Origin of the sequence: Craurococcus roseus, assembly GCF_039523795.1 — a bacterium.
GTDB classification, from domain to species: domain Bacteria; phylum Pseudomonadota; class Alphaproteobacteria; order Acetobacterales; family Acetobacteraceae; genus Craurococcus; species Craurococcus roseus.
The window spans coordinates 19,461-34,965 of sequence record NZ_BAAAFZ010000120.1 but is presented as its reverse complement, the minus strand read 5'-3'; the positions used below and the strand labels follow the sequence as shown (position 1 = coordinate 34,965).

General features: G+C 73.5%; 13 protein-coding genes and 1 pseudogene. All 14 read right to left on the bottom strand.

Annotated features, from left to right (window positions below; all coding sequences use genetic code 11):
• Positions 1–680 (bottom strand): annotated as a pseudogene (gene bchD, locus ABD067_RS25645) (magnesium chelatase subunit D); the annotation flags it as partial.
• A complete protein-coding gene (bchI, locus tag ABD067_RS25640; RefSeq protein ID WP_343898272.1) occupies positions 677–1,843 on the bottom strand; it encodes a magnesium chelatase ATPase subunit I in 1,167 nt (388 codons plus the stop codon). The pseudogene bchD and the gene bchI, both read right to left, overlap by 4 nt.
• Positions 1,843–3,054, bottom strand: a complete 1,212-nt coding sequence (gene hemA / locus ABD067_RS25635) for a 5-aminolevulinate synthase (RefSeq protein WP_343898270.1) — start codon at positions 3,052–3,054, stop codon at positions 1,843–1,845. The genes bchI and hemA overlap by 1 nt, the downstream gene beginning before the upstream one ends.
• Entirely contained in the window at positions 3,051–3,965 is a 915-nt protein-coding gene (puhE, locus tag ABD067_RS25630) for a putative photosynthetic complex assembly protein PuhE (protein WP_343898269.1), read from the bottom strand. Before puhE ends, hemA begins: the two co-directional genes overlap by 4 nt.
• A 19-nt stretch (positions 3,966–3,984) precedes the next feature.
• Positions 3,985–5,055 (bottom strand): magnesium-protoporphyrin IX monomethyl ester (oxidative) cyclase, encoded by a 1,071-nt coding sequence (gene acsF / locus ABD067_RS25625; protein ID WP_343898268.1) that lies wholly within the window; start codon positions 5,053–5,055, stop codon positions 3,985–3,987.
• Entirely contained in the window at positions 5,052–5,372 is a 321-nt protein-coding gene (locus ABD067_RS25620; RefSeq protein WP_343898267.1) for a hypothetical protein, read from the bottom strand. The genes acsF and ABD067_RS25620 overlap by 4 nt, the downstream gene beginning before the upstream one ends.
• Positions 5,369–5,854: a photosynthetic complex assembly protein PuhC gene (gene puhC / locus ABD067_RS25615; protein ID WP_343898266.1), complete on the bottom strand. Its 486-nt coding sequence runs from the start codon at positions 5,852–5,854 to the stop codon at positions 5,369–5,371. The genes ABD067_RS25620 and puhC overlap by 4 nt, the downstream gene beginning before the upstream one ends.
• Complete coding sequence (gene puhB, locus ABD067_RS25610; RefSeq protein WP_343898265.1) at positions 5,854–6,552, bottom strand: photosynthetic complex putative assembly protein PuhB; 699 nt, start codon at positions 6,550–6,552, stop codon at positions 5,854–5,856. The genes puhC and puhB overlap by 1 nt, the downstream gene beginning before the upstream one ends.
• Complete coding sequence (gene puhA, locus ABD067_RS25605; protein ID WP_343898264.1) at positions 6,549–7,340, bottom strand: photosynthetic reaction center subunit H; 792 nt, start codon at positions 7,338–7,340, stop codon at positions 6,549–6,551. The genes puhB and puhA overlap by 4 nt, the downstream gene beginning before the upstream one ends.
• A gap of 1 nt (position 7,341) precedes the next feature.
• The gene (locus tag ABD067_RS25600) at positions 7,342–8,796 is read right to left on the bottom strand and encodes a BCD family MFS transporter (RefSeq protein WP_343898263.1); all 1,455 of its coding nucleotides are present in this window, start codon (positions 8,794–8,796) and stop codon (positions 7,342–7,344) included.
• On the bottom strand, positions 8,793–9,491 hold the full coding sequence (bchM, locus tag ABD067_RS25595; protein WP_343898262.1) for a magnesium protoporphyrin IX methyltransferase: 699 nt from the start codon (positions 9,489–9,491) through the stop codon (positions 8,793–8,795). Before bchM ends, ABD067_RS25600 begins: the two co-directional genes overlap by 4 nt.
• Positions 9,491–10,408: a ferredoxin:protochlorophyllide reductase (ATP-dependent) iron-sulfur ATP-binding protein gene (bchL, locus tag ABD067_RS25590; protein WP_343898260.1), complete on the bottom strand. Its 918-nt coding sequence runs from the start codon at positions 10,406–10,408 to the stop codon at positions 9,491–9,493. The genes bchM and bchL overlap by 1 nt, the downstream gene beginning before the upstream one ends.
• Complete coding sequence (locus tag ABD067_RS25585) at positions 10,405–14,001, bottom strand: magnesium chelatase subunit H (RefSeq protein ID WP_343898259.1); 3,597 nt, start codon at positions 13,999–14,001, stop codon at positions 10,405–10,407. The genes bchL and ABD067_RS25585 overlap by 4 nt, the downstream gene beginning before the upstream one ends.
• Positions 13,976–15,502, bottom strand: a complete 1,527-nt coding sequence (gene bchB, locus ABD067_RS25580; protein ID WP_343898258.1) for a ferredoxin:protochlorophyllide reductase (ATP-dependent) subunit B — start codon at positions 15,500–15,502, stop codon at positions 13,976–13,978. The genes ABD067_RS25585 and bchB overlap by 26 nt, the downstream gene beginning before the upstream one ends.
• Positions 15,503–15,505 lie beyond the last annotated feature (3 nt).

Sequence of the window (15,505 nt, the reverse complement as noted above, 5' to 3'; positions counted from 1 at the left end):
GCGGCCCGCAACGCCAACAGCGGCGCGCGCGGCGAGTCGATGCCGAGCGCCGCCGCGGTCTCGCACAGGGCGCGCAGCACCGCGTCGTCCGCGGCGCCGACGCGCGGCAGCCGGGCGCGGGCGGCGGCGATGGCGGCGGGCGAAGGCGCGGCTACCGGGTCGGGCGGCGAGTCCAGGGCCAAGTGGAAGGCGAGGCGGTCCAGCAGCGCCGGCGCCGGCCGCTCCTCGGGCTCCAAACCCTCGTCCAACGCCACCACGCCGACCCGGGCCGGGTGCCGCAAGGCCAGCCCGTCGCGCTCCGCCGAAACGGCGCCGTCGTCCATGGCGGCGGCCAAGCGCGCCGCCGTCGATGGCGGCAGCCGCTCCGCCATGGCGACCACCACCAAGCCGCCGTCGGCTTCCGCCAGAAGGCCGCGCTCGGCGACGGGACGGCCGGCGGCGAGGGTGGCGGCGAGGTCGAGGCCGCCGAGCAAACGGCTGTCCGGCACGGAAGCCGGCAGGCGGCGGTACGGGGCGTCGGGCGGCAGCCCGGCCCGCAGCAGCGCCAGCCAGCCGTCGCGCGCCGGCCCGGGTGGGGCGCGGAGCGACACGCCGGTCCCCCGCGGGTCCACCGCCACCAGCGCCGCGGCGAGCGCCGCGTCGTCGGGCGGCGGCGGGTCCGCCGGAGGGGCTCGGCTCACGCCCCGAACACCTCCGCGGCGGCGCGCTCCACGCGGGTACCGGCGACCGCCTCGTCCAACGGGTTGCGCCGGAGGCGGTGCCGGAGCGCCGGCGCCGCCATGCGCCGGAGGTGCGCCTCGCCGACCTCCCCGTCGCCGTCCAGCGACGCGGCGGCGCGGGCGGCGCGCACCAGGGTCATCTCGCCCCGGAGCCCGTCCGTGCCGAGGGCCATGCAGAGCCGGGCCGCGCCTTCGATGGCGGCGTCGCCGACCCGGACCCGCGGGAGGCGCTCCCGCGCGGACAGGACGCGGCGGCGCAGTTCCGCCTCCTCCCCGGCCCAGGAGGCGGCGAAGGCCGCCGGGTCGCGCTCGAAGGCGTCACGGCGGCGCACCACCTCCACGCGCTGCGGCAGGTCGGTGGGCGTGCGCACCTCCACCGCGAGGCCGAAGCGGTCGAGCAGTTGCGGGCGCAGTTCGCCTTCCTCCGGGTTGCCGCTGCCCACCAGGACGAAACGCGCCGGGTGGCGCAGGCTCAGCCCTTCGCGCTCCACCACGTTCTCGCCGGAAGCGGCCACGTCGAGCAGGAGGTCCACCAAGTGGTCCTCCAGAAGGTTGACCTCGTCGATGTAGAGGAAGCCGCGGTGGGCACGGGCCAGCAGGCCGGGCTCGAAGGCCTTCTCGCCGCGCGTCAGCGCCCGCTCGATGTCGAGCGCGCCGACCACGCGGTCCTCAGTCGCGCCGAGCGGCAGGTCCACCACCGGCACCGGGACCATGCGGGACGGGAGGGGCCCGCCGCCCCGCCGGGCGCGGCACTCGTCGCAAAGGCCGCCCGCGCCGGACGGGTCGCAGTTGTAGCGGCAGCCCTCGACGGCCGGCATCGGCGGCAGCAACGCGGCGAGCGCCCGAACCGCCGTGGACTTGCCCGTGCCGCGGTCGCCGAGCACCAGCACGCCGCCCAGCCCCGGGTCCACGGCCGCGGCCAACAACGCCGAGCGCATCTCCTCCTGCCCGACGATGGCCGCGAAGGGGTAGGCGACGCGACCGGGCGGCGCCGGGGCGGCGCTTTCCGGCGCGGGGGGGCCGCCGCGCCGGGGCGCGGCCCGGGGCTTCCGGTGCGCGCCGTTCAGAGCGGCCCCTTTCCCGCCCGGTGCCTGTCCGCCGGGGGCGCCGCCCGGCGCTTCCATCAGGCGGCCTTCCGCAGGCTCAATTCGGACCAAATGGCCGAAAGGGAGCGGACCAAGTGATCCACGTCCTCGTCGGTGTGCAACGGCGAGGGGGTGAGGCGCAGCCGCTCCGTCCCGCGCGGGACGGTGGGGTAGTTGATGGGCTGGACGTAGATGCCGCACTCGTCGAGCAGCACGTCGCTGATGCGCTTGCACTGCTTCGGGTCGCCCACCATCACCGGGACGATGTGGCTCGGATTGGGCAGGTGCGGCAGCCCGGCCGCCGTCAGCTTGCGCCGCACCAGCGCCACGCGGTCGTGCATCCGCCCCCGCTCCGCGCCGCTCGCCTTGAGGTGGCGGATGCTGGCCGCGGCGCCCGCCGCCACCGCCGGCGGCAGGGCGGTGGTGAAGATGAAGCCGGAGGCGTGGGAGCGGACGAAGTCGCACATCGCCGCCGAGCCGGCGATGTAACCGCCGACGACACCGAACGCCTTGGCGAGCGTCCCCTCGATCACGGTGAGGCGGTGCGACAGCCCCTCCCGCTCGGACACGCCGCCGCCGCGCGGGCCGTAGAGCCCGACCGCGTGCACCTCGTCCAGGTAGGTCATGGCGCCGAACTCGTCGGCGAGGTCGCAGATGGCGGCGATCGGCGCGATGTCGCCGTCCATGGAATAGACGCTCTCGAAGGCGATCAGCTTCGGCACGCCGGGGCCCAGCGCCTCCAGCTTGCGCCGGAGATCCGCCATGTCGTTGTGCGCGAACACCTCGCACCGGGCGCGGCTGTGGCGGATGCCTTCGATCATGGAGGCGTGGTTGAGCGAATCGGACAAAACCACGCAGCCCGGCAGACGTCCCGCTAGGGTGGAGAGAGACGCCCAGTTGGACATGTAACCGGAGTTGAACAACAGCGCCGCTTCCGTGCCGTGGAGGTCGGCCAGTTCGCGCTCCAGCAACACGTGGTGGTGGTTGGTGCCGGCGATGTTGCGGGTGCCCCCGGCGCCGGCGCCGCAGCGGTCCAGCGCCTCGTGCATGGCGGCGAGCACGGCCGGGTGCTGGCCCATGCCGAGGTAGTCGTTGGAGCACCAGACCGTCACCTCGGCTTGGCCGGGCGAGCGGTGGTGGGTGGCGCGGGGGAAGCTCCCCGCCTTCCGCTCCAGGTCGGCGAAGATGCGGTAGCGCCCTTCTTGGCGGAGGCCGTCGAGCTGCCGCCGGAAGAAACCCTCGTAATTCATGTCGCCTCCGATCGACCGAGCGTGGTCCTGGGTACGGCCGCCGCGCCCGGGCTGGCGGCCACCCTCATACGAAACGATACCGGAAATGGGGCCACTGTACCGTGATCCGCATCAAAGCGCGCCATTTTTCGCCCGGAAGGCGAGGCCCCGCGCGGTCGAACCCGGAGGGCCCACCGCCACAGCGCCTCGAAGGGCAAGGGCAGGACCATGAACCAGTGTTCGAGCACGGCCAGCGCCATCAAGGTCCCGAGCAGGGTGAAGCCCACCGCCCGGAAGGCGTCGGCGTCCGGCGTCAAGGCTTCCCCGAACAGCAGGGCGCAAGCGATCGTCGAACCGGCCACCGAGAAGGGGAACAGCGCGTTCGCCCGCCGCCGGCGGAAGAAGCTCCGCAGGTGGCTGAGATGGTCGGGCAGGAACGACTCGGCAAGGTTACGGACGCCCAGGAAGACGTTGAGCTTGGCGCTCAACCGCATGGCCGCCAGAACCAGGAACGTCCCCGTGCCGATCTGGTTCGGCCCGCCCCAGGTGAGCGCCGCCACGAGCGCGACGCCGGCCAGGATGGCCAGCTCGTGCCACAGCACGGCGCCCAACGCCGCAAAGAACCGCGGCCAGCCGCCGATGCCCGGCTCCAGCGGCGCCTTGCGCGGGCCGGTCAGCCAGCCCGTTAGGAAGCTCAGCTCCACCCAGCCCCAGGCGGCCAGGGCGCAGGTGAAGGCCACGTAGGCGCCGGTGGGCGATGAGTCCGCGGCGCTGGAAGCCAGTCCCCAGCAAGCCGCGGCGAGCAAGGCGGTCGCGCCCCCCATGCTCCAGCGGAAGGTTTCCGGCCGGAGCCCGTCCAAAAGCAGGATCAACCCGGTGGCGAACCACCAGACGAACACCGTGTAGAGCGCCGGTAGGGCGTGCTCGGCCATGCGGCGGGCTACCCCTCCCCTACCAGGACGGCGCCAAGCGGACCTGCGGGGGCAGCGCCTTGCGCTTGGCCGGCAGGGTGTAGAGCCGCGCGAAGGCCGCCGCCGCGGCGGCGGCGAGGCCCGCGCGCTTCAGCTTGCCCCGGAGGCCGGGGCGCTTCTTCGCCGCCGCCATCCCGTCCGACACGCGCCGCAGCCGTTCCAGACCTTCCCAGAAGGCCGGATTGTCCATGTCCAACGTGACGGGGAAGACCTGCTCGCAGATTTCCGACGTTATGCGGAGCACGCGCTGGTCGTACTCGGTCGGCGTCATGCCGAGCGCCTTGTGGAACTCCGGCCGCGCGTGGTCGCGCACGTACATCGTGGCGAACACCGCAAGCTGGAAGAAGCGCACCCAGAGCCGGTTCGCGCCGGACAGCAGCGAAGGATTGGCGCGCATCAGCAGCGCGAAGGCCTCGCCGTGCCGGAACTCGTCGTTGCACCATTTCTCGAACCACTTGAAGATCGGGTGGAAGCGCAGCTCCGGATGCCGCTCGAACTGGCGGTAGATGGTGATGTAGCGGGCGTAGCCGATCTTCTCGGACAGGTAGGTCGCGTAGAAGATGAACTTCGGCTTGAAGTAGTGGTACTTCTTCGCCCGCGTCAGGAAGCCGAGGTCCACGCCGATCCCGATGTCCTTGAGGGAGTCGTTGATGAAGCCGGCGTGCCGCGCCTCGTCGCGCGCCATGTGGGTGAACAGCTCCCGGATGTCCGGGTTGGAGATGCGCTTCTTGATCTCGGCGTAGAGCACGCAGCCGGAGAACTCGGCGGTGACGGAGGAGATGAGGAAGTCCTTCAACTCCTTCTGCAAGCCTTCCGGCAACGCCGAAAGGTCGAAGCGGTCGAACTCCTCCGTCCGCGTGAAGTGCCCCTTGTTCAGGTCGGCGCGGAACTCCGCCATCAACGCGTCCCAGTCGGCGCGCACCGGCTCGATGTCCAGCCGGTCCATGGCTGCGAAGTCGGTGGTGTAGAAGCGCGGCGTGAGGATCGTGTCCTCTTGCGCGACGCGCGTGGAGTCGTTCGGGCCGGCCTTGGCGGGCGAAACGGCGTTCATGGCGACGCCTCCTTCGGCTCGAAGCCGACGTGGTACAGCTCGGTCAGTTCGAAGATCGCGGAATACCGGGTCCGGAAGCGTTCCAATGGCCCAGCGCGGGTGACGGTGGCGTAGGAGCGGTAGGTCGCGCGTTCGCCGAAGGCGAGGCGCTCCGGCGCACCGTGGACGACCACCTGGTCGCCGGGGCGCAGTTCGATGCCTTCCGGCACGGCGTAGGCGTGGAAGCTGTCGGCGGTGCGCTCGACCTCCAGCACGCAGGGCACGGTGACCGTGCGCCGCCGACGCGGGAGCCAGCCGGCCCATCCCTTCTCGCTCATCGCTTGTCCTCCCCCGAGGCCGGCAGCAACCGCGAAAACGCCTCCACCTGCGTCGAACCGAAGGCGCGGAGGTCCAGCGTGCGGCCGGTCGCCCGATCTTCGAGGCTCAAACCCCCATCCGTCCAGGCCGACAAGCGGAAAGGCTGCTCCGGACCGAAGTCCCCGCGCTTCCGGTCCCGGGCGAGGCCGCGCAAGGTCGCCCGCACGAAGCCTTCGGTGCCCGGCGCGAGCACGGCGACGGCCGCCCCGTCATCCGCCCGGCGCACCGCCACGCCGCCGTCCGGCAGGTCTTCGAAGCGGAGGTCGATCGACACCGAGGCCGGGCGGCCGTGCCCCGCCTCCAGGCCGTCGCCGGGGCGCGGCCGGCTCATGACCGTCGCCACGAGCACGGCCAGCAGGAGCGCGCCCGTGGCGAGGACCACCGAGGGGTGCGGGGATCGCCCGCGCGGCGGCCGGGGCATGGCGGCGCCGACCCCGCTCATCAGGCGGCGACCGCCCCGGCCGAGGCGCCGGAGGGCTCCATCCCCGGCCGCGGCCTGGACGGGGCGCGGGCGGGCGGCGCCGACGCGGGCTCGGCGGCGGCGGGCTCCAGAGCCGCGCTCGCGGCCAGGGCCTTCGCCAGCGCCTGCGCCGCGGCGTCCGCGTCGACCAGGCCGCGAAGCAGCGGTTCCGGTTTGGAGAACCGCCAGGGGCGCACGTGCGGCCAGAGCGCGACGAAAGAGGCGCGGTGCGACGGCAGCAGGGACAGCGCGATGTCGCCGGTGCCGTCCGCGCAGCGCCGGACCCCCGCGGACGCGACGGCGCCGAGCGGGATGTTCACAGCCATCGGCAAGGCGACGCCCACGCGCAGCACCAGCCGGCGGTCCGTGACCGTGTAGAGCGTGGTGCGCGCCGAAAAGAGCGACATGGCGAGGAGAGTACCGATCGGCAGGCTCGCCACCAGCGCCAGCCACAGCGCGTCCGCCGCCAGCGTGCCGGCGTCCGCGCCCTCGGCGTGCGCCGACCAGCCGCTCCAAACGGCCAAGGCCGCGAAGTAGATGGCGATGACGCGCACGTGGAAGGCGCGGCGCGCGAGGGCCTGCCAGCGGGGCGCCCCTTGCCAGAGCACCCGTTCCCCGTCCGGCAGCCGCTCGGGCAGACCAGGGACGGGCTCGTTCTCGTGTTCGCGGATTATCGTCACAGCAGGGGCTCCGTCCGCTTCGGGGTGGCGTAGACGTGGCCTCCGGCGTAGTAGCCGGAGATCCGGTCCTCCTCCCGGAAGGTGATCTGCTCCGGGTCCTTGGTCCCGGGCGCCGCCGCGATCTGGTGCGCCATGACCGACTTCACCGTGACCCGCCGGCGCTTGGCGTCGATGCGGACGAGCCGGATCGGCACGAGCACGGTGGGCCGCTGCGCGCCCAGGAACGGCGCGACCTCGACCTCCAGGAAGTGGCAGATGGTTTCCGACCGGTCGATCCACACGTCGGAAACGGTGCCCGCGACGACCCGGTCCGCGCCCACCACCTCCATGCCGCGCGGGTCCGGGTCCTCGGCCGCCAGGTAGTAGCCCTTCGCCACGCGCAGCGGCACGATCTTCGGCAGTTGCTCGTCGAAGGTGACGTCGACCTCCTCGGAACGCTGGGCGTAGGATGCGGCGCCGACGCCGTCCTGCATCGGGTCGCCGAGCGGGACGAAGGGCGCGCCGGGCCAATTCTCGGCGGGCGCGAGGATGCCGTCCAGGTCGCGCTCGCGCCGGGCCAGCAGGTTCTGCGGCTCGTGGTACATGATGAATTTCTTGGGGCCCGGCGGGTTCGGGAAGCCGCGGACGGTGACGCGGCCGGCCCGGTCGGACCGTTCGGATTCGAGCGGGTACCCCTCGCGTTTGTCCTCCCGCCGCAGGTAGTAGACCAGCCCGAGGAAGAAGAGGACGAAGGCGTAGAACGCGAGTTCGGCGACGTCGAAGGTGCCGGTGAACGAGGCGCTGGGCATGTCAGACCTCCGCGTGCGTCGGGTTCGAGAGGGCGGGCGGACGGGCCGCGGCGACGGTTCTGGCCGTCGTCGTGCGGACGAGCGGACCCATGGCGGCCAGGGTGGCGAAGAGCAGAGCGATCTCCAGCAGGTACACGGCGGAGTAGCCCGTCGCGGGCGTGGCCAGCACCGAGCCGAACCCGCCGGCCTCGGCGCGGTGTGCAACGGCGTCGCGGAGCAGCCCGCCGAGCGCCATGGCGCAGCCTGCGGCGGTCGCCTGCGCCGCGCCCCAGGCGCCGAGGGCGAGCCCTGCCTGCGCCGGCGGCGCCGCGCGCATGCAGGCGGTGAGCGTGGCGTGGGCGAACAGGCCGCCGCCGAGGCCGATCAGGGCGGTCCCAAGGATGAAGAGCGGCACCGCGCCGAAGGGCGCGGCGAAGACCACCGCGGCGAAGGCCGCCGCGCCGCACAGGGCGCCGAGCGCGGCGACGCGGTGCGGGTCGCGCCCGAGGTCGAGCAGGCGCGCCGCCGCCAGGATGCCGACGATCCCGGCGCCGGCCAACACCGCCGTCAGCGCCGTCGTCCCGCCGACGCCGAGCCGCAGCACCTGTCCGCCGTAGGGCTCCAACAGCACGTCCTGCATGCCGAAGGCGGCCGTGCCGATCACAGCGACCGCCAAGCGCCGCGTCCACGGCCCTTCCTGGCGCAGCGCGCGCCAGGCCTCGCCGAAGGACGGCTTCGCGCCCGCCCCGGCGGTGCGCGCCGGGTTCCGCGCTTCCTGCTTCCACAGCGCCGCGACGTTGAGGAGCACCGTGGCGACGGCGGCGCCTTGGATAACTTGGACGAGCCGGACCTGGCTGAAGTCGGCCAGCAGCGCGCCGAAGGCGGAGGCGCTCACCACCATGCCGAGCAGGAGCGCCACGGTGAGCAGCGCCACCACGCGCGGCTGGGCTTCGGCCGGCGCGAGGTCGGTCGCCAGCGCCAACCCCACCGTCTGCACCGTGTGCAGCCCGGCGCCGACCAGCAGGAAGGCCGTCGCCGCCGCGACGTGCCCGACCCAGGGCGGGCCGTTGCTGTCGCCCGACAGGAGGATCAACGCGAAGGGCATGATGGACAGGCCGCCGAACTGCAGCAGCGTGCCCATCCAGAGGTAAGGCACGCGGCGCCAACCGAGCGCCGAGCGGTGCGTGTCGGACCGGAAGCCCACCAGGGCCCGCAGCGGCGCGAAGACGAGCGGCAGCCCGACCATCGCGGCGACCAGGCCGGCCGGCACGCCCAGTTCGACGATCATCACGCGGTTGAGCGTGCCGATCAGCAGCACCGCCGCCATGCCGACGGAGAGTTGGAACAGCGACAAGCGCAGCAGGCGGCCGAGCGGCAGTTCCGGCGTCACCACGTCTGCGAAAGGGAGCAGGCGCGGCGTCAACCGCGTCCATCCCTTGGCAAGACAGCCGATGCCTTGCTGCCGCGCGGCGGTCATGGGGCCGCCAGCTCCATGGCCTGCGAGATGTAGAAGCCGCTCGCCACCCGCCGCGTCCGGGCGGACCACCAGCCGGCGAGGCCCGGCTCCGCCGCCAGGGCGCCGAGCAAGCGAGCTTCCGCTACGGGTTCCACCGCCGGGGCCCGGTCGCCGCGCGGGAACAAGCGGCCGACCGCGTGCATGGCGGCGAGCGCCGGCGTGCGCGGGGCGAAGGTGAAGGCCACTGTGCGGTCGGCCCGCGCCGCCAGCCCGGCCAGCGCCCGCACGGCATCGGGCAGGGCGTAGTGGATCAGCGAGTCCATGGCGACCACATGGTCGAAGCGGCCGTGCGCGGGGTCGAGCATGTCGCCGACCCGGAAGGCGATGCCGCCCCAGCCCTGCGCGGCGGCGCGCTCGCGCGCCAAGCCGACCAGGGTGGGCGAAACGTCCACCGCCACCACCTCGGCGCCGCGCCGCGCCGCTTCCACGGCGAAGGCGCCGGTGCCGCAGCCCGCGTCGAGCACACGGCGGCCGCGGAGGTCGGCGGGAAGCCAGTCGAGGACCGTGCGCCGCATCTCGTCGCGCCCGGCGCGAACCGTCCGGCGGACCCAGCCCACGGGCGCGTCGGAAGTCAGGCGCGCCCAGGACTCTGCCGCGGTGCGGTCGAAGTAGGTCTCGATCTGGCCGCGCCGCTGCGCGTAGGTGGCGGAGGGCATCAGTCGAATCCCAGCAGGTCGAAGATCTCGCGGTCCTTGAGCGGACTCGCCTCCACCGGGTCGACGCCGGCCCAGAGCGAGGCCGCCAAGCGCAGGTACTCCGCCTGCACCGCTTCCAGCTCCGGCGAGGGCTCCATCTCGAACAGCGTCGCCTTCTTCAGCCGGGAGCGCCGGATGGCGTCGAGGTCCGGGAAGTGGGCCAGGGTCTTGAGGCCGGTCGCGGCGTTGTAGCGCTCGATCTGGTCCGCCCCGGCGCTGCGGTTCACGATCACCCCGCCGAGCCGGACGTTGTAGTTCTTCGCCTTGGCGCCGATGGCGGCGACGATGCGGTTCATGGCGAAGATCGAGTCGAAGTCGTTGGCGGCGACGATCAGCCCGCGGTCGGCGTGCAGCAGCGGCGCGGCGAAGCCGCCGCAGACCACGTCGCCCAGCACGTCGAACACGACGACGTCGGTGTCCTCCAGAAGGTGGTGCTCCTTGAGCAGCTTCACCGTCTGCCCGACCACGTAGCCGCCGCAGCCGGTGCCGGCCGGCGGGCCGCCCGCCTCCACGCAGAGCACGCCGCCGTAGCCCTCGAACACGAAGTCCTCGGGCCGCAGCTCCTCCGAGTGGAAGTCCACGGATTCGAGCACGTCGATCACCGTGGGCGCCAAGCGCTTGGTCAGGGTGAAGGTGGAGTCGTGCTTCGGGTCGCAGCCGATCTGGAGCACGCGCTTGCCGAGCCTGGTGAAGGCCACCGACAGGTTGGACGAGGTGGTGCTCTTGCCGATGCCGCCCTTGCCGTAGACGGCGAAGACCTTGGCGCCCTCGATCCGCGCGGCCGCGTCCATGTGGACCTGCGTGCTGCCTTCGCCGTCGCCGCTGGAGGCCCGCGCCGTCGCGCCGCGGATCAACGAATGCCTGGTCACGGCTGTCATGCGGCGGCCCCCATGCTGGTGATGCCTTCCATACGGTCTTCCAGCTCCTCGCCGGCGCGGCGGAGGCGCTCCAGCGCGTCCGCGTCCGGCGCCCAGTAGCGGCGCTCCTGCGCTTCCAGCAGGCGGTTGGCGATGCGGGCTGAGGCGGTCGGGTTCAGCGCCGCCAAGCGCTCGCGCATCGCCGGATCGAGCATGAAGGTCTGCGCGAGGTGCTGGTACACCCAAGGGGCGACCTGCCCGGTGGTGGCGGACCAGCCCATCGTGTTGGTCACGTGCGCCTCGATGTGGCGAACGCCTTCGTGCCCGTGCGCGAGCAGCGCCTCGTACCATTTCGGATTGAGCGTGCGCGTCCGCGTTTCCAGCGCGACCTGCTCGGACAGGGTGCGGACCGTGCCCTCGCCCCGCGTCTGGTCGCCGACGTAGACCGGCGCCGCGCCGGCGGTCCCGCGCGCCCGCTGCACGGCGCGGCTGATGCCGCCCAGCGTGTCGAAGTAGTGGTCGACCGCGGTGATGCCGAGCTCCACCGAGTCGAGGTTCTGGTAGGCAGCTTCCACGGTGCCCAGCACCTGGGCCAGCACCGCGTCCTGCCGCGCCGCCTTGCCGTCCACGCCGTAGGCGAAGCCCTTGCGGCGCAGGTAGGCCTCGGCCAGCTCGTCCTCCTCCTCCCAGGCGCCGTGGTCGAGGAGGTGGTTGACGTTGGAGCCGTAGGCGCCCTCGGCGTTGCCGAACACGCGCAGCGCCGCCTGCTCCAGCGTGCCGCCATGCGCCGCCTGGAAGGCCAGCGCGTGCCGGCGCACCGCGTTCATCTCCAGCGGCTCCTCCTCCGCCTGCGCGGCGAGCAGTGCCGCCTCGGCCAGCAGGCGCGTTTGCAACGGGAGCAGGTCGCGGAAGATTCCCGACAGCGTAACCACGACGTCCACCCGCGCCCGGCCCAGCCGTTCCAGCGGCACGAGTTGCGCGCCGCAAAGGCGGCCGTAGCTGTCGTGCCGCGGCTCCGCGCCGAGCAGCCACAGCGCCTGGGCGATGGGGCCGCCTTCGGTCTTCAGGTTGTCCGTGCCCCACAGCACGACCGCCACCGTCTCCGGCAGCCCGCCGCCCTCCGCCGCGTGCCGCGCCAGCAGCCGTTCCGCCTGCCGCGCGCCGTCTTGTACCGCGAAGGCGCTCGGGATGCGGAAGGGGTCGAAGCCGTGCAGGTTGCGGCCGGTGGGCAGCACCTCGGCGTTGCGCAGCAGATCGCCGCCGGGCGCCGGGCGCAGGTAGCCGCCGTCGAGCGCGTGCAGCACCGCGGGCAGCTCGTGGTCCTCGGCGAGCAGCGCGTCCAGGCGGGCGCGGCGCTCCGGCTCCGTGACGCCGGCGGCGTCCAGCATCCCCGCCCTCTCCTCCGCGTCGGGCGGCTCGCCCACCACGTGCAGGCCGTGCGGGATGAGCGCGTATTCCAGCTCCAACAGGGCGTCGCGCAGGCAGGCGATTTCGGCCGCCGGGTTGGCCCAGCCGGGTTCGGCCGGGGACAGTTCCACCGCCGCCGCCTGCGCCTGGATCAGCCCGGCGAGGTCGGTATCGGGCCCGGCGGCGCGCCAGCGGTCGAGCGATGCCTTGAGGTCGAGCAGGCCGCGGTACAGCCCGGCGTGCGCCACCGGCGGGGTGAGATAACTGATGAGGGCGGCGCCGGCGCGGCGCTTCGCCAAGGCCCCCTCGGAGGGGTTGTTGGAGGCGTAGAGATACAGGTTCGGCAGGTCGCCGATCAGCCGGTCCGGCCAGCACCCAGCGGAGAGCCCGGCCTGCTTGCCCGGCATGAACTCCAGCGCGCCGTGGGTGCCGAAGTGCAGCACCGCGTGCGCCCGGAAGTCCTCGCGGAGCCACCGGTAGAAGGCGCTGAAGGCGTGGGTCGGGGCGAAGCCGCGCTCGAAGAGCAGCCGCATCGGGTCGCCCTCGTAGCCGAAGGCGGGCTGGATGCCGACGAAGACGTTGCCGAAGCGCGCGCCGAGCACGAACAGGCCGGAGCCGTCCGTCTGGTGCCTGCCGGGGGCCGCTCCCCACTGCTTCTCGATCTCCGGCAGCCAGCGCTCGCGGCGCACGTGGTCGTCGGCCGAGACGCGCGCGGCCACGTTGGCGTCCGTGCCGAACCGCTCGGCGTTGCCCTTCAGCACCGCGTCGCGCAGCGCGTCCACGGTGTCCGGCGCCTCCACGCGGTAGCCGCCGGCCGCGAGGGCGCGCAGCGTGCGGTGGAGCGACTCGAACACCGAGAGGTATGCTGCTGTGCCGGTCGCGCCCGAGTTGGGCGGGAAGTTGAACAGCACCACCGCGACGCGGCGCTCTGCCCGCTCGCCGCGGCGGAGCGCCACCAGGCGCGACACGCGGGCGGCGAGGACCGCGGCGCGCTCGGGGTGCGCCGCCATGTCCCGGCGGCCCTCGCCCGGCGCTTCGGACGAGCGCCCGCCGAAGGTCATCGGCCAGATCGCGCCGTCGAGTTCGGGGAGCGCGACCATCATCGTCGCCTCCACCGGCGTCAGGCCGCGCGCGTCGGCGTCCCACTGCTCGATCGTCTGGAACTCGAGCGGGTGCGCCGCGACGTAGGGCACGTCCAGCCTGGCCAGGACCTCCTCGGCGGCGCGCGCGTCGTTGTAGGCCGGGCCGCCCACCAGCGAGAAGCCAGTGAGCGAAACCAAGGCGTCCACCGCCGGGACGCCGTCGCGCATGAAGAAGCGCTCGATCGCCGGCCGGGCGTCCAGGCCGCTGGCGAAGGCGGGCACCACGCGCAACCCGCGCGCCTCCAGCGCCGCGATCACCCCGTCGTAGTGCGCCGCGTTGCCGGCCAGCACGTAGGAGCGCATCACCAGGACGCCGACCGTGCCCGTCGCGGCGCCGCCGGCAGGCAGCTTCTCGACGCGCTCCACGATCCGGCCGGGCGCCCGCGGGTGGTAGAGGCCCACCTCCGGGTAGCGCACGGGCGGGGCGACGCGCAGGGCCTTGCCCGCCCCGGCGCGCGGGCCGACCGCGTAGCGCTGGACCAGCATCCTGACGAGGTTGGCGAGGTTTTCCTCGGACCCGGCGAGCCAGTATTGCAGCGCGAGGAAGTAGGCCCTCACGTCTTGCGCCTTGCCCGGGATGAAGCGCAGCAGCCGCGGCAGCTCCCGCAGCATCCGCATCTGGCCCTGCCCGCTGGACTGGCCGCCCTTACGGCCGCCGCGGAGCTTCTTGAGCAGCCGCATCGGCCCGCTCGCCTCGCCGGCCATGTCGAAGCCGCCGAGCCGAGTCAGGCGCATCACCTCGCCCGCCGACATCAGGCAGAGCATGGCGTCGCAGCCGTCCCGCCGCGCCGCCAACGCCGGCAGGACGGCGCGGATGTGGTCCTCCAGGAACAGCATGGAGGCCACCACGATGTCGGCGCGCGCGATGTCGCCGTGGCAGGCCCGCAGCGCCGCCTCGTCCGAGCACCACTCGTCCGCCGCGTGGACCGCCAGCTCGAGGCCCGGGAGTTCGCGCCTCAGCGCGCGGCTCGCGGCCTCGGCGGCCCCGGCCAGGTGGCTGTCCATCGTGACCACGACGACCCGCACCGGGGCCACCGCGTCAGCGGGCGTGGTGCGCTTTTGCATCGTACAAGGTCTCGACCGTTATGGTGCCGACGCCGCGCTCGCGCGCGTAGAGCTCCGTGTTGCGGCGGGCCTTGCCGCGCACGAAGAATGGGACCTTCCGCAGTTCCGCCTCCGCCTCCGCGGCCCAAGCGACCGCGTCGTCGACGGCGGCGGCCGGAGCGGCGGGGTCGGCCGCGGCGCCGAGGTGCGAGGGCGCGGCGCCTTCGCCGAACTCCGGGTCGTCGCGGAACATCCCGAGCAGGTGCTCCTCCAGGCCCATCATCAACGGGTGGACCCAGGTGTCGAACAGCACGTTCGCGCCCTCCGCACCCATTTGCGGCGAGTGGCGGGCGGGGAAGTCCTGCACATGCACGGGCGCCGAGATCACGGCGCAGGGAGTGCCATGCCGCTTGGCGACGTGGCGCTCCATCTGCGTGCCGAGCACGAGGTCGGGCCGCAGTTCGGCGATGCGCGCCTCCACCTCCAGGTAGTCGTCGGCGATCAGGGCTTCGATGCCGTGGCCCCGCGCCGCTTCCCGCACCTCGCGGGCGAATTCGCGGCTGTAGGTGCCGAGACCGACCACCGTGAAGCCCAATTCGTCGCGCGCGACGCGGGCGGCGGCCACGGCGTGGGTGGCGTCGCCGAAGACGAAGACCCGCTTGCCGGTCAGGTAGGTCGAGTCGACGGAGCGCGAGTACCACGGCAGGCGCGAGGCGTCGTCCGGCTCCGGTGCCGCGTCGAGCCCCGCCAGGGCCGCCGCCTCCGCCAGGAACTCACGGGTGGCGCCGACGCCGATGGGCACGGCGCGTGTCGATTTCTGGCCGAAGGTCCGCTCCAGCCAGCGGGCCGCTTGCCCGGCCACCTCCGGGTAGAGCACCACGTTGAAATCGGCGTCGCCGAGCCGGGCGAGGTCGGCCGGCGAGGCGCCCAGCGGCGCGACGACGTTCACCGCAACGCCGAGGCGGTCCAGCATGGCCCGCACCTCGACGAGGTCGTCGCGGTGGCGGAAGCCGAGCGCCGCGGGGCCGAGGATGTTGCAGGTCGGCGCGCCCGCGGGGCGCGGCGCGCGGCCGGCGGCGCCCGGTCCGGCGAAGGCGCGGACGAGTTGGTAGAAGGTCTCCGCCGCGCCCCAGTTCTCCTTCTTCTGGTAGGCCGGCAACTCGACGGCGACGACCGGCACCGGCAGGCCGAGGGCCCGCGCCAAGCCGCCGGGGTCGTCCTGGATCAATTCCGCGGTGCAGGACGCGCCCACCAGCAGCGCCTGCGGCCGGAACCGCTCCCAGGCGTCCAGCGCCGTCGCCTTGAACAGCTCCGCCGTGTCGCCGCCGAGGTCGCGCGCCTGGAAGGTGGTGTAGGTGACGGGCGGGCGCCGGCCGCTGCGCTCGATCATGGTGAACAGCAGGTCGGCGTAGGTGTCGCCCTGCGGGGCGTGCAGCACGTAGTGCAGCCCCTCCATGGCCGTGGCGACGCGCATCGCCCCCACGTGCGGCGGCCCTTCGTAGGTCCAGAGCGCGAGCTGCACGGC